Annotated in this window: 16 protein-coding genes; 9 read left to right on the forward strand and 7 right to left on the reverse strand. The window is 68.7% G+C overall.

Annotated elements, in window-relative coordinates; all coding sequences use genetic code 11:
• Positions 1–76: 76 nt before the first annotated feature.
• From HPY83_09640 to HPY83_09655, 4 genes are read left to right on the forward strand one after another with little or no spacing between them, the layout of a single operon-like run.
• Positions 77–883, forward strand: a complete 807-nt coding sequence (locus tag HPY83_09640; GenBank protein ID NPV08206.1) for a class I SAM-dependent methyltransferase — start codon at positions 77–79, stop codon at positions 881–883.
• 3 nt (positions 884–886) lie between these two features.
• Complete coding sequence (locus tag HPY83_09645; protein NPV08207.1) at positions 887–2,056, forward strand: putative sulfate exporter family transporter; 1,170 nt, start codon at positions 887–889, stop codon at positions 2,054–2,056.
• 34 nt (positions 2,057–2,090) lie between these two features.
• Positions 2,091–3,245: an aminotransferase class V-fold PLP-dependent enzyme gene (locus HPY83_09650; GenBank protein ID NPV08208.1), complete on the forward strand. Its 1,155-nt coding sequence runs from the start codon at positions 2,091–2,093 to the stop codon at positions 3,243–3,245.
• A complete protein-coding gene (locus HPY83_09655; GenBank protein ID NPV08209.1) occupies positions 3,242–3,466 on the forward strand; it encodes a DUF3343 domain-containing protein in 225 nt (74 codons plus the stop codon). Before HPY83_09650 ends, HPY83_09655 begins: the two co-directional genes overlap by 4 nt.
• Positions 3,467–3,899: 433 nt before the next feature.
• On the opposite strand, the gene tnpA is transcribed toward HPY83_09655, so the two are convergent.
• The 3 genes from tnpA to HPY83_09670 all read right to left on the reverse strand — a co-directional run bounded on the left by tnpA (position 3,900) and on the right by HPY83_09670 (position 9,419).
• Entirely contained in the window at positions 3,900–4,313 is a 414-nt protein-coding gene (gene tnpA, locus HPY83_09660) for an IS200/IS605 family transposase (protein NPV08210.1), read from the reverse strand.
• 227 nt (positions 4,314–4,540) lie between these two features.
• On the reverse strand, positions 4,541–7,855 hold the full coding sequence (locus tag HPY83_09665; GenBank protein NPV08211.1) for a DNA methyltransferase: 3,315 nt from the start codon (positions 7,853–7,855) through the stop codon (positions 4,541–4,543).
• Between the two features lie 484 nt (positions 7,856–8,339).
• On the reverse strand, positions 8,340–9,419 hold the full coding sequence (locus HPY83_09670; protein ID NPV08212.1) for a hypothetical protein: 1,080 nt from the start codon (positions 9,417–9,419) through the stop codon (positions 8,340–8,342).
• A gap of 402 nt (positions 9,420–9,821) precedes the next feature.
• Between HPY83_09670 and HPY83_09675 the strand changes: the two genes are divergently transcribed.
• The 3 genes from HPY83_09675 to HPY83_09685 all read left to right on the forward strand — a co-directional run bounded on the left by HPY83_09675 (position 9,822) and on the right by HPY83_09685 (position 13,549).
• On the forward strand, positions 9,822–11,705 hold the full coding sequence (locus HPY83_09675; GenBank protein NPV08213.1) for a hypothetical protein: 1,884 nt from the start codon (positions 9,822–9,824) through the stop codon (positions 11,703–11,705).
• A gap of 27 nt (positions 11,706–11,732) precedes the next feature.
• Positions 11,733–12,371: a beta-phosphoglucomutase gene (gene pgmB, locus HPY83_09680; protein ID NPV08214.1), complete on the forward strand. Its 639-nt coding sequence runs from the start codon at positions 11,733–11,735 to the stop codon at positions 12,369–12,371.
• Positions 12,372–12,445: 74 nt separating this feature from the next.
• Positions 12,446–13,549, forward strand: coding sequence for a Gfo/Idh/MocA family oxidoreductase (locus tag HPY83_09685; protein ID NPV08215.1), 1,104 nt, complete (start codon positions 12,446–12,448; stop codon positions 13,547–13,549).
• Between the two features lie 40 nt (positions 13,550–13,589).
• Here HPY83_09685 and HPY83_09690 read toward each other — a convergent pair whose 3' ends face one another.
• Positions 13,590–13,952 (reverse strand): DUF5615 family PIN-like protein, encoded by a 363-nt coding sequence (locus HPY83_09690; GenBank protein NPV08216.1) that lies wholly within the window; start codon positions 13,950–13,952, stop codon positions 13,590–13,592.
• Complete coding sequence (locus tag HPY83_09695) at positions 13,940–14,347, reverse strand: DUF433 domain-containing protein (GenBank protein ID NPV08217.1); 408 nt, start codon at positions 14,345–14,347, stop codon at positions 13,940–13,942. Before HPY83_09695 ends, HPY83_09690 begins: the two co-directional genes overlap by 13 nt.
• 286 nt (positions 14,348–14,633) lie before the next feature.
• Here HPY83_09695 and HPY83_09700 point away from each other — a divergent pair, with 286 nt between their 5' ends.
• Both HPY83_09700 and HPY83_09705 read left to right on the forward strand, forming a co-directional pair.
• A complete protein-coding gene (locus tag HPY83_09700; protein NPV08218.1) occupies positions 14,634–15,050 on the forward strand; it encodes a YccF domain-containing protein in 417 nt (138 codons plus the stop codon).
• Between the two features lie 26 nt (positions 15,051–15,076).
• Entirely contained in the window at positions 15,077–16,063 is a 987-nt protein-coding gene (locus tag HPY83_09705) for a hypothetical protein (protein NPV08219.1), read from the forward strand.
• A 68-nt stretch (positions 16,064–16,131) separates the two neighbouring features.
• Here HPY83_09705 and HPY83_09710 read toward each other — a convergent pair whose 3' ends face one another.
• Both HPY83_09710 and HPY83_09715 read right to left on the reverse strand, forming a co-directional pair.
• Complete coding sequence (locus HPY83_09710; GenBank protein NPV08220.1) at positions 16,132–17,115, reverse strand: hypothetical protein; 984 nt, start codon at positions 17,113–17,115, stop codon at positions 16,132–16,134.
• A 123-nt stretch (positions 17,116–17,238) separates the two neighbouring features.
• The gene (locus tag HPY83_09715; GenBank protein ID NPV08221.1) at positions 17,239–18,912 is read right to left on the reverse strand and encodes a c-type cytochrome; all 1,674 of its coding nucleotides are present in this window, start codon (positions 18,910–18,912) and stop codon (positions 17,239–17,241) included.
• Positions 18,913–19,231 lie beyond the last annotated feature (319 nt).

Below are 19,231 nucleotides of genomic sequence, written 5' to 3' on the forward strand. Positions count from 1 at the left end.
TCCCCAGGCGGCGTCGCATGGTGCGCCCCGCCGTGGCTGTGCTATCCTCCCTGTCGCCACACCCTAAGGAGGCACCGTGGACACGGCCGGCTTCTGTGACGAGTATGCCAGTACGGCTGAGATCTACGACCTGTTCCCGCCTTACCGGGATCGGGCCGACGTAGGCTTCTTCGTCGAGGAGGCTCTTAAGGCCGACGGCCCGGTGCTCGAGATCGGGTGCGGTACCGGTCGCGTGCTCATCCCCACTGCCAGGGTGGGCAAGGAGATCACGGGGCTTGACCGGTCGGCCGCCATGCTCTCCATCTGCCGCCGTAAGCTGGCCCAGGAGCCCGAGGAGGTCCGAGGCCGGGTCACCCTGGTGGAGGAGGACATGCGGCACTTCGACCTGGGCCGTCGGTACGGCCTGGCCACCATCCCTTTCCGCCCGTTTCAGCACCTGATCACCATCGAGGACCAGATCTCGTGTCTCCTCACCATACGGCGCCATCTCCTCCCCGACGGCAAGCTGGTGCTCGACCTGTTCAACCCCTCCATCCCTCTCTTGGCGACCCCTGTGAGCCCGGGCGAGCAGGCGGCAGAAGACTGGTTTGACCTCCCGGACGGCAGAAAGGCCCGCCGCTTCGACCGTGTCGTCTCCCGGGACCACTTCCGCCAGGTCCAGGATATCGAACTACTCTACCACGTCCGCCACCTGGACGGCCGGGAGGAGCGGCTCGTATGCGGCTTCCCCATGCGCTACCTTTTCCGCTTTGAGGCCGAGCACCTCCTTGCCCGCTGCGGCTTCCAGGTGGAGGCGCTCTACTCCGACTACGACCGCAGCCCTTACGGGGCCACCTACCCGGGCGAGCTTATCTTCGTGGCCGTCAAAGCTGCCGAGGACTAGACCATGGCTTCATCTGTTGCCGGCAAGACGCCCTCCCAGCTGGAGCGCATGACCCTGGGCGTGCCCCTGCGTCAGGTCCCGTCCCTGGTGCCCGGGCTGATCGCCTCGGGCCTGGTGGCCTGGGTGGGCCTGACTCTGGCAGATTGGATCGGCGTCCGCCTGTTGGGCTTCCGGCAGAACCCCATCTCCCCCATCATGGTGGCCATCGTAGTGGGCCTGGCCGTCTCTAACCTGACGCGCACACCCAGAGTGCTGCAGCCGGGGGTCCGCTTCAGCGTCCGCAAGCTCCTTCGCCTGGGCATCATCCTCCTGGGCATCCGCCTGAGCCTGCTGGACGTAGCCCGCGTGGGGGCCTATGGCGTGCCGGTGGTGGCGCTGTGCATCGCGGCCGGCCTGGTCTTTACCGGGCTCCTGGTCCGGCGGCTGCGGCTGCCCGAGCGGCTGGGCACCCTGATCGCCGTGGGCACCGGCATCTGCGGCCTCTCGGCCATCGTGGCTACCGCACCCTGCATCGAGGCTGAGGACGAGGAAGTGGCCTACGCCGCCGCCAACATCACCATCTTCGGTGCCCTGGCCACGTTCCTCTACCCCTACCTGGCCCAGGCCCTGTTCGGGCTGGACGCGGCCCGGGTGGGCCTGTTCCTGGGCACGTCGGTGCACGACACCTCCCAGGTGGTGGCCTCCAGCCTCATCTTCGATCAGGTCTTCCTGCCGGACGGTCCGGCCTCAGCAGCCGACGTGGCGGTGGTGATCAAGATGGTGCGCAACGTGTTCATGGCTGCCGTCGTTCCCCTGATGGCCTACCGTTACGCCCGTGGCCGGGCCCGCCGAGCCGGCGGGCGGGTGGAAGTGCTCGGGCTGCTGCCTCTGTTCGTGGTGGGGTTCCTGGCCGTGGCAGCGCTGAGGAGCATCGGCGACGCCGGGCTGGCCCGGGGGGGCCTGGCCCTCGGCCTCTGGAACCGCGAAGGCTGGGGCAACCTGATCGGGAGCGTCAAGGGAGTGGCGGAGAACCTGCTCCTGGCGGCACTGGCCGCCGTGGGGCTGAGCACCGACTTCGGCTTCCTCCGCCGGCTGGGACCGCGCCCCTTCCTGGTTGGCTTCGCCGCCGCCCTTATGGTAGGCGTGGTGAGCGCCGCCCTGGCCGTGGCCTTCGGACCGCTCATCCGTCTGTGACTGCCGAGACCGCCGTGGCAGTGCGACCGGTGCGGTGCCGGTGATCTACCTGGACAACGCTGCCACCTCCTGGCCCAAGCCGCCCGAGGTGACTCGGGCCATGTGCGATTTCCTGGAGCGCACCGGGGGGAACCCGGGCCGCTCCGGCCACAGCCTGTCCATTGCGGCGGGCCGGGTGCTCTACGGGGTGCGCGAGCAGGTGGCGGAGCTCTTCGGCGTCTCCGACCCCCTACGAGTCATTTTCACCCTCAACGCCACCCACGCCCTCAACCTGGCCCTCAAGGGGCTACTCCACCCGGGCGATGGCGTGGTCACCACCGGCATGGAGCACAACGCCGTTATGCGCCCCCTGCGGCGGCTGGAGGGCGAGGGGGTGCACCTCACCGTGGTACCCTGCCGCCGGGACGGCACCCTGGACCCGGCGGCGGTCGAGGAGGCTCTCCGCCCGGACACGAAGCTGATCGCCATGAACCATGCCAGCAACGTAGTGGGCACGCTGCTGCCGGTGGGCGAGGTGGCCGCCATCGCCCACTGCCACGGTCTGCCGCTGCTGGTGGACGCGGCTCAGACCGGCGGGGCTCTGCCCCTGGACATGGGGGCTCTGGGCATAGACCTGCTGGCCTTCACCGGCCACAAGAGCCTCCTGGGGCCCCCGGGCACCGGAGGCCTGGTCCTGGGCCCCCACGTGGACCCGGATGCCCTCGCCCCCCTGTACGAGGGGGGCACCGGAAGCCGCTCCGAGTCTCAGCGTCAGCCGCCGGACCTGCCGGACCGGTACGAGAGCGGCACCCCCAACGGCGTGGGCATCGCCGGCCTGGGAGCGGGCATAGCCTGGGTGCAACAGAGGGGAGTGGAGGCCATCCGGCAGCACGAGCAGACGCTGACCAAGGGGCTGATCGAGGGCCTGAGTGCCATCCCCGGGGTGACGGTGTACGGCACCCTGGACCCGGCCCGCTCCGTGGCGGTGGTCTCCTTCACCGCCGAGGGACAGCAGGTGTCCGAGATCGGGCTGAGGCTGGACGAGGAGCACGGGGTCCTGTGCCGGGTGGGCCTGCACTGCGCCCCGGCCGCCCACCGGACCATCGGCACCTTCCCTTCGGGCACGGTGCGGCTGGCGCCGGGGCCCTTCACCTTCCCGGAGGACGTGGAGAGGGCGGTGGAGGCGGTGGCGCAGGTGGTGCGGTCTTGACCGGCCTGGGCGTGGTCCTGTTTCACACTACGTCTTCGGCCCTGCGGGCGGAGAAGGTCCTCCTGGGGGCCGGCCTGCGGGTGAAGCTCATCCCCACTCCGCGGCAGTTCTCCAGCGATTGCGGCCTGGCCCTGCGCTTCGACTGGGAACAGGTGGAGGCGGTGAGGGGGCGCCTGGAGGAGGCGGGGGCGGAGTACGCCGAGGTTCGGGCGCTGGAGTAGACGGCGGGTGAGGCGGGGCACACCGGACGATGGACGTCCCCCGGAGGGTGGAGCGGCCTGGCGAAGACCTACCGGAGGGTGAACCCTCCGGCTACCTAGGCCAAGCCCGCCCTCCGGCGGGCTCATGTGTCAGCCGGCGAAGGCCGGCTTCGCAATGTCTAGCACGCGGGTTTACCCCGTGCGGTGTCTGGCGGGCACACCCGTCCGCATTGCTGAAGTCAGTGGGGAGTTCACCGGAGGGTGAACCTGGCGGCTACCTAGGCCAAGCCCGCCCTCCGGCGGGCTCATGTGTCAGCCGGCGAAGGCCGGCTTCGCAAGATCTAGCACGCGGGTTTACCCCGTGCGGTGTCTGGCAGCCACACCTGCACCACACGGTTTTGCCCCTTTCGATGTCCGGCGTCCACGTGCCTGTCGCGTGCCCGCCGTCGAGCTTTCACTCGGCCTGACACCGCTCCACCGCTGGCAGCGTAGCGCCGTCGCGGTGATGCGCCTTCTGTCCCAGGACGTACTCGCTTACCGCTGCAACCGACCCCTTCGACACCGAGAATACCCCGTAGCTGCCCTGCCATCGGAAGCCGCCGCCCAGGATCTCGTGGTTCACCAGGTGAGACGAAGCCCCCTTGAGCTGTCCTACCAGGGTGGACACCGCTACCTGAGGGGCCAGCCGCACCAGCAGGTGGACGTGGTCCTCGGTTCCCCCTACAGCCAGGCAGAGACAGCCGAGCTCGGCGCACTTGGCCACCAACGCCCCATACAGACGGTCCTCGACCGGCGTCGTGATCATCGGTAAGCGATCCCACGTTGCCCACACTAGGTGAAGGTATACCTCGGAGTACGGAGTTGGCATCGAACCTCTTCCCTTGCCACTGGCTATCCATGCTCAGACCCACCGGAGGGTCAACCCCCCGGCTACCTAGGCCAAGCCCGCCCTCGGGCGGACTCACACCTCTCCCAGCCGGCGAAGGCCGGCTTCGCAAGATCCAGCACGCGGGTTTACCCCGTGTGGACGGCCCGGCGGCCACATCCACGTCTGCACCACGCGGGTCTACCCCGTGCGCCGCGCCCACGCCCCCCTCACCCGATGGGCCACTCAGGGATGGCCGCGTCTACCTCCTCCATCAGCCGGACCGTCTCCCCCAGGGCCATGATCACCTTCTGGTAGTGCTGCAGGTCCTCGAACGAGAGCCTGCGGCCCCGCCGGTCCTTGAGCCACTTCTCGCACACCCGGTACCCGCCCACGTGGAACTCCCACACCTCCGGCGGCACGTCCCGGAAGTACTGGTCCGGGTTGATGTAGACCCGACCCCGCTCCAGGGGACGGCCGCTGCCGGGCTCGGGCTCGCCCGGGGCCAGGTACCGGGGGTAGCCGCGGGCCACCTCGTTGGTGCCGGGCACGGGGAAGGTGGTGAAGGGATGGGCCAGCGCCCCCGCCTCCAGCAGGTGCAGCCCCACCAGCTCCGCCCCCAGCCGGCACAGCTGCCGGAAGAGGTCGGCGTCCGAGGTGAGGGGGATGCGGGGGAAGTCTATCTTGAGGAACTCGGCGTAGCGGTCGCGGTAGGTGGGGGAGTGGAGGACGGCATAGACGTAGTGGAACACGTCCTCCGGGCCGAAGGTGGCCACCAGGTCGCCGCTGCCGTCGGGGACGAAGGAGAGGCCCACGCCCGTTTCCAGGTCGGCCACGAAGCGGGGGTCGAGGTTGGGGGTGCGGCCGCCGGGGCCGGCGGGCCAGGGGGAGTCATTCAAGGACATCTGGTGCTGGCTAGGGGATGTGTGCGAGGGAGGGTACAAGTACAGAGCGAACACACTGGAGCCATCCTTGACTTCCACGCATACTGCCGGCGCCGGGACACGCGACACCAGGGCGTGTCGCCAGCACTGCGCCCGAGTCTGTCGGACCGTGTTCAAGCACAGGTTATCCCTGCCGAACACGTGATCCAGCAACTCGCGGCGAGGGCGGTCCATCACCGCAGCGCTGAAGTAGCCGGTTCGCCAGTCGAAAGGGCGGTACATGCATATGCCTACCCAACGTTGCCAGGACTGATCCGCACGAAGCTGCGCCCGCGCCCGGGACAGCACCCAAGTGGAGCTGTCTTCCAGGTGGTATCTCTGGCTTAGTTCGTCGTCCGTGTAGTCCTCGTTGCGCAGGTCAGAGATGCGGTGGCGCATCTCCTCTTCGTCGAACGCGATGGCAAAGTGATCGCGGTGCGTCTGGAAGCCCAGAACGTTCACCGGCATCGCCTCGGTCAGCTTCCACCCGGCCTGATACTCCCCCAGCAGGTCAATGTCCTGGGGCGTGAACAGGTAGTAGGGCGACTGCGGCTGCAACTGCCGCCACTCCGTAGTCGCGGCCTCGTTCTCCCACAGAGCGGCGTACTTGCCCTCGCGCGTGCCCCACAGCTCCGCGTGGTGCACCGTCGCCGGCCCCTCGCGCCCGGGCTCCTTGACGAAGATGCCGATGGCCACTCCCTGCTGGATGTCGAAGACATTGTGATCGGGCGAGCCGTCGGGCGAGACCTCGCGCTTCTTGGCGTTGCCGTGCAGGTCCAGGACGTAGATGTCGCTGAAGGTGCCCATGAGGCACTGGCGCATGCCCCGGAAGGTGGGGTTGTCCAGGTAGCCGTGGTTGCTGATGAAGGCCAGCACCCCGGCGCCCGTCTGCTCGATGCGCCACTGGGCCCAGCGGATGAACTTGACGTAGTCGTCCTGCAGCCACTTGGGGTTGCGCTCCCCCAGCGGCTGGCCGTCCACCTGGTAGTAGCTGGGCACTTCCGTCCCGTCGGGCAGGCGGCCCTTGAGCAGGCCGTCTATCCAGTCCCCCTTGTTGGCCGAGTGGCCGGAGTAGGGCGGGTTGCCGATGATGACCATGATGGGCAGGTCGCGCTTGACCTCGGCGGCGGCGTTGGCCTCGTCGCTGATGGCGCGGTAGGGCCCGAACAGGCTCTCCACCTGCCGCTCCGCCTCCTCCAGGGTGTTGGTCAGGTACACCCCCAGCCGCTCCTCGCTGCCGAAGTCGTAGGCCCACTCCGCCCGCAGGGGCTCGGGCAGGTCCTGCCCCGCCAACTGCATCCCCAGCTTGAGGTGGGCCACGGCGTAGGGGGCCATGAGCAGCTCGAAGCCGAACAGCCGGCGCAGGAGCTGCTCCCGCACGTAGCCCGACCACATGCCGGCGTTGCCCCGCTCCATGTACCGTTCCCGGATCAGGTCCACCGCGGCGTAGAGGAAGGTGCCCGTGCCGCAGGCCGGGTCCAGCACCAGCACCTTGGGGGCGCTCCGGCGCACGGTGCGGGGCTCGCCGTTCTCGGTGACCTGGTGGTCGTACTGCACCGGGGCCGTGTCGGCCAGGCCGTCGGGGAGCCCGAAGCGCTCCTTGAGCAGGTGGTCCACCGAGCGGACGATGTAGGAGACCACCGGCTCGGGGGTGTAGTAGACGCCCCGCATCTCCCGCAGGCGGGGGTCGTAGGCGGCCAGGAAGGTCTCGTAGAAGTGGACCACGGGGTCCTCCTGGCGGGTGCGGCGGCCGAAGTGGGCCAGGATGCGGTCCATGTGGGCCTGGTCCAGCAGGTGAGCCAGGTCGTCCACGAAGGGGACGTAGGGCTCCTCGTCCATGTCCACCCCGGTGATGGCGTCGAAGAGGCGGCGCAGGAAGGGGTTGGTGCGGGGGATCTCCCGGGCGGCGTGGTAGCGGTGGAAGGGCTCCGGCCCCTGGTGGTTGACCCGGGCGGCGAAGAGGCCGTAGGCCACCGTCTGGGCGTACATGTCGGCGAACTGGGAGACGTTCTCCGGCCGATCCAGGTCAGGGAGGAGGGTGCGGGCGAAGGCCCGGCGCAGCCCGCGCAGCATGTCGGACGGCTGGCCCCGCTCGAAGGCCTCGATAACCGTGTCGCGGATGATGTGGGTGAGGCGGGCCATACGCTGGGCCAGCTCGGCGGGGGACTCCACCGGCTCGGGGGCGTGGGCGAGGAAGTCGTGCAGCAGGGCCTCGACCTCGGCCGTCCCCTGCCGGTCCCGCCGCAGGCCGTCGCCGGCGGTGAGTCGGGCCAGCCGGGCGGTGCGCCGGTGCTCGCCGTCCACGTACCAGCGGAACTCGAGGAAGTTGGTGAGCACCAGGTTCGCCAGGGAGCGGAGGTAGCGCCGGAGCTGCTCGGTGCGCTCGGCCTCGTCCAGGGAAGCGTCCAGGTCCTTAGCTTCCAGGTAGCCGGCGGTGGCCCCGGCGCCCACCACCACGAAGTCGGGCGCTCCGGCCTGGATGCGGGAGGGCTCGATGGTGGCGGCGATGCCCATGCCCTGGGCCTCCAGGAGGGCCTTGAGGGCGGGGTAGAAGGTGCGCTCGGTGGCGCGGCCCGAGCGCCACTCGCGCTCGATCTCGCTGAGGTAGGCGGAGCAGGACATGAGCTGACTACCTCCCGGTGGAGAGCCACAGGTGCCGCCCTACAACCACACCGCATCCCGTCGTAGGGGCAGGTCACCGCGCCTGCCCCCAGGACGGCCACGGGTGCCGGCCCCACAACATGTGGCGCGTAGTGGTGAGTTCGGTTGCTGAAATGTGAGTCAGTGTAGTATCGGGCGGGAGGGATGTCCAGAAGGGGTGGCGAGGCAGGCGATGACGGCGTGGTGCGGGGTATGGGCGCAGGCCGTCCGCACGGGGTAAACCCGCGTGGCGCAGGGTATGGGCGCAGGCCGTCCGCATGGGGTAAACCCGCGTGCTAGATCCTGCGAAGCCGGCCTTCGCCGGCTGGGAGACGTGTCAGCCCTCCGGCGGGCGGGCATGGCCTGGGTAGCCGGAGGGTTCACCCTCCGGTGAGCTCCCGCCCTCCGGTGGGACCCCCACCCCCCGGTGGACGCCCCACCCTCCAGCGGGCTCTCTCCCCCGGGCTCAGCCAGTCGCCACCAGGGGCACGTACGTCGTGCGCACCTCGGGCGCGACGTGGACGGTGACCGACAGAGTGCGTTCGGCGGGTGTCAGGGCGGCGTCGGCGCGCACGACCACGGCGGCGGTGTAGGTGCCGTAGGGCAACCCGGCCGGATCGACGGTAACCTGGAACGCCTCCCCTCGGGCGCCGGCCCGGGGCGCGACCTCCAGCCATTGCTCGCTCGGGGCCGCCACCGTCCAGCTGAAGGACAGCCCCAGGCCGTCCACCATGACGGCATGCGGTCCCAAGGCGGGACTTCCCGGAGTCACTACGGCCGCCAGCGAGTCCAGCCCCAGCGTCAGGCTAGGGAGGCCGGCATGGGCGGCCTGGTGCACCTCGAGGCTGTCCCGTTCCTGCACGAACGCCAGCCCCTCGATCCGGGCCAAGTCCGCCTCGGCGGCCAAGGCGGGACAGGTGTAAGCTATGGTCCGCGATCCGCGGGGAGCCAGCGGTCCCACGGACAGGGCCGGGCTGAGGTGCCGCAACAGGCGGTGGGTGCGGCCTACTTGGGCCCGTTCGTAGAGGGCGAAGTAGAGATCGGCGGAATCGAGCGGCCGTTCGGACACGTTGGTCAGGCGGGCCTCGAAAGCCACTTGCCGCCCCTCGACGTGCCTGGCTACGGCCAGGCGTAGCGGACTGGGCGCCGCCAGCTCCTGCTCCACAGCATCGCGGTACCAGCCGTAGCTCTCCTCGGCGTCGTTGTTGGAGCCATAGATGCCCAGGCGGCTGCCGTCGAAGAAGGCGAAGGGGACGTGGGTCCCCGGAGGCACGTAGAGATGGAAGCGTCGCTCGAACAGCTCGCGGTCCAGGTCGAGGTTGTACTCCAGGACCAGGACCTGCTCCGGGCCGTACTCGTCGGCGACGCGGTCCAGGGCGTCCGCGGCCGTCGCCGCCCACTGGCAGCCCTGGGTGCAGAAGAACTCGACCAGGACGGTCCGCTGGGCGCCGCCGCCCTCCGCTCCGGCGGGCAGGGCGATGACGGCGAGCAGCAGAGAGAACGCCAGCAGTACAGCCCGCGCCACTCGCTTGGTGAACCTTCCCACGGAAGTCGCTCCCGATGAACATCGTTGCTGATACGTGAGTGTAGTCTCGGCGCCGGTCGGGGTCCAGACAGGCGGGCGAGCGTAACGCCGCGGGCTGCCCGGGGTAAGCGGCGTGGCGCGGGGTATGGGCGCAGGCCGTCCGCACGTCGTGACGGCACGCGGGCGCAACGTGGCCGCCGGCGCGCCGCACGGGGTAAGCGCCGTGACGCGGGGTATGGGCGCAGGCCGTCCGCACGGGGTAAACCCGCGTGCTAGATCCTGCGAAGCCGGCCCTCCAGGCCGGAACCCTCCCCGCCCTTGGCGCGTCTCTACACTGCGAGCCCGCCGGATGGCGTTGCCGTCCGGCGGGGACCCCGGTACAATGGCCGAAAGCGTTTCGGCCGGCCAGAAGAGGTGAACGCCATGAGACGACTCTATGACCTGGTACTGCCTGTGCTGCTGGTGGCCACACTGGCGACGCTGGTGGGAGGCTGCGCCACCCCGGCGCCGACGGCGACCAGCGCCCCCACCCAGCCGCCCATCCCTACGGACACGGCGACGCCGGAGGCTGCCGCCACGCCGGTCTCGCCTCTGCCCACCCCCGGCCCCACGGAGCCGGTCGCGGGCATGGCCACCTTCACCGACCCGGAGGCGGGCTACTCCATTGACTACCCGGAGGGCTGGTACATCTACCCCACTTACGGCGGAGTGACCATCATCACCACCCTCGACCCCGGCGCTCCGGGCCGGGGCGGAGTGCCCTCGGACCAGACCAAGATAGACGTGGTGCCCAACCCGGCCGGTAGGCCCGAGACGCTGGAGGAGATGGTGCAGCGTATCCGGACCGAGACCCAGGTGCTGGCCGAGGAGGAGATCGAGCTGGCCGCCGGCATCCCGGCCGTGCGGGTGGAGTTCACCGGCAACATCGGGGGCCGGATGGCGGCCGTGCTGGCCGTCATCGAGGGCACCAGCATCCAGGTCCAGGCCTACGGCGACCTGGAGCCTCTGGACGCCATCGCCTCAACCCTCCGCCCCGCCGACGAGGATGCTATGCTGCCGCCGCCCTCGTCCGCCGGCTGCATCAACACCGCTCCCTTCTCCGAAGGCTGCCGCCAGTACCAGCCGCCCGAAGCGCTCACGGAGGAAGCCGGCCTCCTGGGCGTCCTGCCCACCGCCGGCATCGGCACCCTGGCTTGGAGCCCCGATGGCCGGAAGCTGGCCTATGCCGTGAGCAGCCAGGAGGCCGGCTTCCCCCGGCTGGAGGTGCGCCGGTTGCCTGACTTCGCCGTGACCGACCGCTGGCACGTGGAGGGCATCGGCGACGTGGCCTGGACGCCCGACGGCGAGGGGTTGGTCTTCACCTTCCCCAAAGAGGATTTCGCCATCGGGATCGCCCTGGCCCGGCTGGGAGAAGCCGACTGGGCGGACCTCATGCCCGGCACGGGGCGGCTGAGCGTGAGCGACGCCAAGCAGTTCGTGGCCTGGCTCGGCGATACCACGGTGGCCTTCACGCTGCACTGCGGCACCGCCTGCGAGTCGCTCTACTCCCTGGACGTGGAGACGGGCGAGCTTGCGCCCCTGGTGAACCTGCCCGGCGGCGAGGCGCCTTACGCCGAGGTGTTCGCCACCGTGTACCACTTCAGCCCCGACCAGGAGTGGCTGGCCGCCACCAGTTGGGGTCGAGGGCTGGGCGAGGCGGTGGTCCTGCCCTGGCCGGGCCCGGAGGATCCGCTAGCCCTGGCGGACCTGGCGGGGGCGGAGTGGACGCAGGCACTCGGTTGGGCTGCAGATGAGGTGCTCTTCGTCGCCTACTCAGGCGATCCTTCAGAGTGGGAGGGACTGCCGAAGCCTCTGTTCCATGCCTGGCAGCCCGGTGCCGAAGTGACCTCGATCGTCGCCGAGGGCGGCTACAGCGCCGCCGCCTCCCCCGAGGGGAACCGGCTGGCGGTGGTGTTCCTGGGGGAGCCAGTGGCGCTTGGGCAGGGACGGCTCACTTCCGAGGGCAACGTGCCGTACGCGGCCATCCTGGCCTGGCCGGAGTTGGGGCTACTGGGATGGGCTCCCCTGGGCGAGGTGCCAGTGACCAACACCAACGACCTGTTCGGCCAGGTGCCCCCCGTGTGGTCGCCCGACGGGCGTTGGGCCGTGTTTTTCTCGCCTGAGGGCGGGGCATTGGCGCTGGACGCCGAGGGACAGGCGCGGGAGCTACTCCGGCCGGGCGTAGCGGTGATGCAGGCCGCCTGGGGCGACGAGGGTCACCTGGCGCTGTTGGTCGAGGGGCAGGTGTGGCTGCTGCGGTTCGACTGAGTCTCGACTCGCCAAGGGAGTTCGGACATGCGGAGAGGCTTCATCTTCGACCTGGACGGAGTCATCACCGACACGGCCGAGTTCCACTTCCGGGCCTGGAAACGGCTGGCCGATGAGGAGGGCATCCCCTTCACCCGGGAGGACAACGAGGCCCTGCGGGGCGTCTCCCGGCGGGAGAGTCTGCGGCGGATGCTCAAGGGCCGGACCATTCCTGAGGAGACGGCCCAGGAGTGGATGGAGCGCAAGAACCGCTACTACCGCCGCCACCTGGAGGACATCACTCCGGCCGACACCCTGCCGGGAGCGAGGGACTTCCTGCAGCGGTCTCGGGAGGCAGGGGTGAAGGTGGGCCTGGCATCGGCCAGTCGCAACGCCCGCACGGTGGTGGAGCGTCTGGAGATCGGTCACCTGCTGGACGCCCTGGGGGATGGGCACTCGGTGGTGAACACCAAGCCAGCGCCCGACCTCTTCGTGTGGGTGGCCGGGGCCCTGCATCTGCCAGTGGATCGCTGCGTGGTGTTCGAGGACGCCGAAGCAGGGGTGGAGGCCGCCCTGGCGGGCGGCATGAAGTGCGTAGGGATCGGGCCCGAGGAACGGGTGGGCCGGGCTCACCTGGTGTGCTCGGGGCTGCACGAGATCAGCGTGGAGCAAGTGCTGGCCCTGTAGGGCCGTGACTTGGGGGACGAACTCGGCAGAGGACGCGTGTAAGCCTCTGCCGGAAGCAGGCAGGAGGTGCCGGCGTGGCCGATGACATCAAAGTCGCCTTTGTGGGCGTGCACCGCGCCCGCTCGTTCTTCTCCGCCTTTCAGGCCCATCCCGACACACGGGTGGTGGCCCTCTGCGACGTGAAAGAGACGTCGCTGGCCGAGGCCGGCGAGGCCATGGGCGTCGCCCATCGGTACACGTCCTACGAGCGCATGCTCGATGAGGCCCGGCCGGATGTGGTGGTGGTGGCCACCCCCATGCAACACCACGTCTCCCAGAGCATCGCCGCCCTGCAGCGGGACGTGAGCGTGCTCTCCGAGGTCACCGCCGCCGTAACCCTGGACGAGGCTCGCTGGCTGGTGGAGGCGTGCCGGCGCAGCCGGGGCGTGTACATGATGGCGGAGAACTGCACCTACATGAAGCCCAACGTCCTGGTGCGGGCCCTGGTGCAGGCGGGGCTCTTCGGGGAGACGTACTACGCCGAAGGGGAGTACCTGCACGAGCTATCCGCTCTCCACCACGGTCCCGATGGTCGGCCCACGTGGCGCTACTACTGGCAGGTGGGCGTCAACGGCGCCACCTACGCCACGCACAGCCTGGGGCCGTGCCTGCAGTGGATCGGGGAGAGGGTGGCCCGGGTATGCTGCATCGGCACCGGCCGCTGGACGGATCCGGAGCACGCTCTGGAGGACACGGTGCTGATGCTGGGCAAGACGGCCACGGGCAAGCTCATACGGGTGCGGCTGGACATGCTCTCCCGGCGGCCGCACGCCATGACCAACTACACCTTGCAGGGCACCAAGGGCGCCTACGAGAGCGCTCGCAGGCCGGGCGAAGGCAACTGGATCTGGCTGGCGGACCTCGCCGAGGACCCCAATCGCTGGATGCCGCTGGAGTCGCTGGAGGAGGAGTTCTTGCCGGAGCCCTGGCGCGATCCTCCCGAGGCCGCCCTTCGGGCCGGCCACGGCGGCGGGGACTACTTCGAGGTCATGGACTTCGTGGCGGCGGTGAAGGGGGAGCGCCCGCCGGCGATCGGGATTGACGAGGCCATGGACATGACCCTGCCCGGCCTGGTCAGCCAGGAATCCATCCGACGGGGAGGGGAGTGGCTGGAGGTGCCGGACTCGCGGGAGTGGTGAGGAAGCGGGATGTACCTCCCTGCCACACCGTGGGTCGGAGTCAGCCGCGGCGCCATTGGTTGAGCCAGCACACGCGCCCTCTCAGCCCGTTCGGCTCCACGTTGGCCAGCAAGTGATCCAGCGCCAGCACGAGTGTCCCTACATCGCGCCAGCGCCTCTGCGCCGCAACGATGATGCCCGCGTGTCCAGGGTACTCCCGCGACAATAGCACGAAGTCGCGCACGTTATAGGTGAAGATGGCGCGGCCGTGAGCAGTAGCCCCAAGCAGCTGCTCTCGATCGCTGGCCTCTAGCGGCATCCACCCGTTGGGGGTGCGCGTGACGTCGTGGCCGCGCACGAGTAATTGCTGGTATACGGCGTCATCCGAGGCGTCGGCGTCCAGATGCAGCTTCAGTCTGGGCACGCCGCTGTCTCTAGCTCGACCTCCTCAGCTATGGCCGCCTCGATCTCCTGGCGATGCGCTTGAGCGAATGCGAGGGCCTGCTCGACTTGCTCCGCCGTCAGGAATCCGTAGCTTTCAGCGACCTCGGCCGGAGAGCGCCCCCAGTGAGTCACAGCCAGGTGGAGCGTCTGCACGCGTACGCCCGTTCCCGAGACGACGGGTGTGGGGATGCCCGAGGCGCCCAAGCGATAGGAGATGAGCGGGAAGCGAGTGTCCGCGGCCTCGCCGCTCAGTTCAGCAACCCTATCGGCCACGGCCTTGAGGATGAACTGGTTGAGGGAGATGCCCTGACGCCTGGCTGTCTCCTGAGCATGCCGCTTCAGCTTCTCGGGCAGGTATAGGGGATAGCGTGTCATGCCTGACTACCTCCTCGCTCTGGGATATCATAAGCAGTAGCTTAGGCTCGGGGCAAGGCAGCGCCAGGAAGTGCGCTGCGTGGAGTTCCCGGTTAGAATCTGTGGATAAGTAGCGGCAAACCTGTCAACATCGGGCAATAATTGTTGATAAGTCCTTAACGCAGAAGGTCGGCCACGGGCCCAGGGCTTACCGGTTCGGTTCGCCTCCTGGCCCTCAGGCGGCGGCGCGCCTATAGTGGTGGCGCTCGGCGGAGGACGCCTATCCACGACGGAGGGAGGCGAGGCGGTGGCGAGCGCGAGCCGGAACCCCGGCTGTCTCATACAGCTTCTGTGGTTCGCTCTGATCGGCTGGTGGGCGGGCCAGGCCTGGATCGCGGTGGCCTGGTTCCTGATGGTCACCATCGTGGGCATTCCCCTGGGCATCGCCATGCTCAATCACCTGCCCAAGGTGATCGCCCTGCGGGACCCCAGCGCCGTCGGTGTGACCATCACCTACGCGGGGGACCGCGTCTACGTGTCTGGGGTGCACGGCGTGCCCCAACGCAACTTTCTTTTGCGGGCCGTCTACTTTGTGCTCATCGGCTGGTGGCTGACCGCCCTGTGGATGGAGGCCGCCTACGCCATCTCGCTGACCATCATCGGGCTGCCCCTGGGCTTCTGGATGTTCGACCGAGTGCCGGCTCTGCTCACCCTCAAGCGCTAGATACTCGTCCGTTGGAGGTGACCACCGTGGCTCAGAGCTACGAGACGCTGGAGATCCGACCGTATCAGGCTATGTGCATCGTCTGCCGTCTGGCAGCGGGGGAGAGGGATGCCGGGGGCGGCCGCCTGGGGGAAATCCTCCGCGCGGTACGGGAGAAGCCCTACCGCCCGGTCACCCTTCGCGCCCAGGTCAGCAGCGTCTATGCCTTCCAGAATCCGGGCCGGGCCGAGGACACCCCCGAAGGCGAGCTGTACAACACCAAGCGCGACCTGGACCTGCTCCAGCGCCTGGGGCTGACGCCGGGGACGGTGATGCCGGCCATAGACCTGTTCGACCTGCTCCTGCGCCTAGTCCCCTCGGCACAAGGTATCTGCGGCTACGGCGAGGTCACGTCGGAGGCCTGGCGCGGCTGCCCACGGGCCGAGAGCGGTGACTACGAACGCGGGCGGGAGAAGGGTCTGTCCTTCGTCATCCCGGGAAGGACGACGGAGGAGATGGCCCGAGCCAAGGAGGAGTCGGCCCGAGCCATCTACGAAGCAGAACACCTCTACATTCGTCCCCACCACGTGATGTGCATGACCTGCTTCTATGGGGGGCATCTGGACAACCTGGCCCCCATCGAGGAGGACAACCTCTACGAGGCCATCGTCGCCATCCAGCGCCGCCCGGAGATCCCTATCACTCTCATCGCCGGGCCCTGCATGATCTGCCCCCCCTGCCATATGTACGACCCGGAGACGAACTGGTGCTACCTGAGCGTGGGCATCGGGCTGCGGGACGAGAAGAAGGACCTGGACGTGCTCCAGCGCCTGGGGCTCAGCTACGGTGACACGCTGCCGGCGCGGGAGTACCTGAAGCTGCTCTACGAGCGGATACCCTCCACTCGACTCATCTGCGCCTACGGCGACGGCATCCAGCGGGCCTACTCCTGGCGTGTCTGCGATGACCCCGAGGGCAGCGAGCGCTACCGCAAGGGCCGTGAGGCCGGGCTGGGAGTGACCCGTGATGCGTGAGGCGTGACTCGTGACACCTGACGCGTGGGGAGCGCTGTGCGATAGCCTCACGCATCGCCGGTCATGCTTCACCTGCCGCCAGCTGGTGGCGTGGGAATCCCGGAGCCCGCCCCGCTGAGCGACTTGAGGTACTCCACGATGGCATCCAGCTCACCGGGCTGTATGCGGCCGGAGTAGTCTGGCATGAGCGCGGGCGGAAAGCCCTCGCGCACCTCCTGGTGTGCCTCCAGGATAGATCGGCGCAGGTAATCCTCGTTCGCCATGACCACTGTGCCATCCATGAGAGTGACGTTGCTGCCGTAGAGCCCGAAGAAGGTCGGAGCCAGCGACGCGCTGCCGTCCACCGTGTGACACAGCAGGCAGCCAAAGCGCTCCACCGACGCAGCTCCCGCGGCTGCCAGTGGATCCAGGGCCGGCTCCGGCGTGGCAGGAGCGATACTGGCTGCCCACCCCGGATTGGGCAGCGAGGGGTTGAGCACCGCCACAGGGAAGGAGTACACGTAGTCGTTGGACCACACCCCGCCGTGGCAGGCGATGCAGCCCGGCACTCTCCCGGCGACCTGCACCGCGCCATCGGGGCCGTACTCGGCCCAGAACCAGTCGTTGTGGCCGGGGTTGTAGTCCGGCTGCTTCTGCATCACCGAGACAAAGCGGAGAGTGCGGTCGGCTCCGTAGTTCTCCAGCACGATGGTGGCGGCATTGGGCAGATGCCCCGGTCGGAGTTGAATCTCCTCTACTAGGTCCGGGCTGAGGTAGGCGGTCAGCCACTCTCCATGTGGGCTCTGGCCGCGGTAGAAGACGCCCTTACCCGGGATGGTGTCCCACTGCTGGCGGTAGTTGGCGTTCTGCAGTTCCACCCAGAGCCGCGTGGCCACTGCCTCGTTGAGGGGCGCCTCCAGCACCGAGGGCAACGCGGGGGTAGGGGTCAGGCCGCCCTGCGCCGCCACCCCTACGGACCATCGGCCTTCACGGCCCGGCGACAGGGCCAGGAGCGCCAACAGGCCGGTGCAGGCGACGAGGATCACTAGCCGGATGTGTTGCCGGTCTCCCACTTCATTACCTCCTTCGCTGCGGCGGTGGACACAAGGTCCGGCAGGCAATGGCCACCGCCTGCCGGACCGATTCGGCTGTCCTGAGCGTAGCGACGGGAGGATTCCTGCCCCTCGTCCCGTCTGCTAGCTAAGGCTTCTGATGTAGGCGATCAGAACTTCGACTTCTTGATCGTCGAGCAGGCCGGCGTAGTTGGGCATCAGTTGCCCCGGGAACCCTTCCACCGTCTGCTGGTGAGCGCCGAGTATGGAGCGCCGTAGGTACTCCTCATCCGCCACCACCTGCTCGCCCGTGTCCAGGGTCACGGTGCTGCCGTACAGGCCCTGGAAGGTAGGACCGATAAGGATCTGTCCGGTGGACGTGTGACAGGTGAAGCAGCCCATCTGCAGCGCCACCAGCCGGCCCTCCTCGGCCAGAGCCGGCGGCACAGTGGCCGCCGCCTCCGGAGTGGCGGCCGGCGCTTCCGCTTCGCCCAGAGTGCGCAGGTAGGCCACCATGGCCTCTATCTGCTCCGGTGTGGTGAGCGTGGAGTAATCGGGCATGATGCCGCCAGGGAAGCCCTCCACCACCTGGGCGTGGGCGGCGATGATGGACCGGCGCAGGTACTCCTCATCCGCCACCACCTGCTCACCCGTATCCAGGGTCACACTGCTACCATAGAGCCCCAGGAAGGTAGGACCGATGAGAGGAGTGCCCGTAGTAGTGTGGCAGGTCAGGCAACCGAGTTGCTGCACGTACTGACGGCCTGCCTGCGCCAGCGAGGTCTCCGCCGGCACCGTGACCGTAGGTGCGGGGGTGGCCATGGCGGCGCCCGGGTTGGGGACCGACGGGTTTATCGGAGCGATGGGAGCAGAGAAGATGTAGTCGTTAGACCAAACCGAGCCGTGGCAGGAGATGCAGCCGGGCACCGCCCCCGCAATGTCGAGGGCGCCTCCAGGGCCGTACTTGGCCCAGAACCAGTCATTGTGGCCGGGGTTGTACCCCTCCCGCTTCCACATGACGGTGTAGGCATCGAGGGTGCGGTCCTCGAGGTAGTTCTCCTTGACGATGATGGCCCCGTCAGGCATGGAGCCGGACTGGCTCGCTACGGCCAGGGCCGCCTCTGGGTTCAGGTAGGTGGAAAGCAGCATGCCGTGGGGGAACTGGCCAGTGTAGAAGGTGCCCTTGCCGGGGATGGTGGACCAGTTGTCCTGATAATCCGCCTGCTGCAGTATCTGCCAGAGCTCTTGGGCCAGCTGTTGATCCTCGGCGGCCCGGTCTGCTGTCGGAGTGGCAGCGGGCGCGGCGGCCGCTACCGGGGCGGCGAGGGCCTCTAAGAAGGCCATCAGAGCATCCATCTGCTCGCCGGTGATGGCCCCAGAGTAGTCCGGCATCACAAGGCCGGGGAAGCCCTCCACCGGCCGGTCGTGGAAGCTGACGATGGCACGCCTCAGATAGGCGTCCGTGGCCTCGACGATGAAGCCGCCCTCCAGCCGGAGCATGCTGCCGTACAGGCCTCTGAACGAGGGCCCGATGAGCCGCCTCTCGGTCAGGCTGTGACAGGAGAGGCAACCGAGACGGCGGGCGTACTCCCGGCCCGCCTGTATGAGGGCGATCTGCATGGGGGAGGCGCCCTCGGGGATGGGCACCAGGGCGGCAGGAGCGGGCGGCAGGGCCGTAGCGCCGGTCACGGCGCCGGGGGCCTGGGCCGCCACCGCGGCAGGTGAAGCCGGAGACGCTAGCGACAGAGCCGCCAGCAAGACCACCGCCACGACCGCGACCGCCCACCAGAGGGTTTTCGACTTGGTGCTCAGACTCATCACTGGACCTCCTACGATACCGCTAACACCATGGCGTAGTGCACCGAGGAAGGAGGGGCAGGTGCTCCTTCCGCCGCCAACGACACGACTGGTGGCACCGCCGGGCTCGGGCGAGCGCGACAGCACACCTGTCAGGTACACTATTACAGCGGGCTGACCGGGCTGTCAACCCGGATAGCCATGCCGGTCTTCATCCCGAGTGCCGCGTGTCGCGGCGTGGCAAGTTCCGACGCAGCGACGCCAGATCCCCTGCGGGCGATCCTGGGCAATCGCCCCAGGCCCGCGAACGTCCGCACAGGGCCCCTCGCGGTTGAGAGGT

The sequence above is a fragment of the Anaerolineae bacterium genome (assembly GCA_013178015.1).
Lineage (GTDB): Bacteria > Chloroflexota > Anaerolineae > DRVO01 > DRVO01 > Ch71.

Excerpts from the sequence above, each read along its gene's own strand:
- HPY83_09645 (NPV08207.1), top strand. The coding sequence starts at position 887 with ATGGCTTCATCTGTTGCCGGCAAGACGCCCTCCCAGCTGGAGCGCATG.
- tnpA (NPV08210.1), bottom strand. The coding sequence starts at position 4,313 with ATGCCAACTCCGTACTCCGAGGTATACCTTCACCTAGTGTGGGCAACG.
- HPY83_09665 (NPV08211.1), bottom strand. The coding sequence starts at position 7,855 with ATGTCCTGCTCCGCCTACCTCAGCGAGATCGAGCGCGAGTGGCGCTCG.
- HPY83_09675 (NPV08213.1), top strand. The coding sequence starts at position 9,822 with ATGAGACGACTCTATGACCTGGTACTGCCTGTGCTGCTGGTGGCCACA.
- pgmB (NPV08214.1), top strand. The coding sequence starts at position 11,733 with ATGCGGAGAGGCTTCATCTTCGACCTGGACGGAGTCATCACCGACACG.
- HPY83_09695 (NPV08217.1), bottom strand. The coding sequence starts at position 14,347 with ATGACACGCTATCCCCTATACCTGCCCGAGAAGCTGAAGCGGCATGCT.
- HPY83_09715 (NPV08221.1), bottom strand. The coding sequence starts at position 18,912 with ATGAGTCTGAGCACCAAGTCGAAAACCCTCTGGTGGGCGGTCGCGGTC.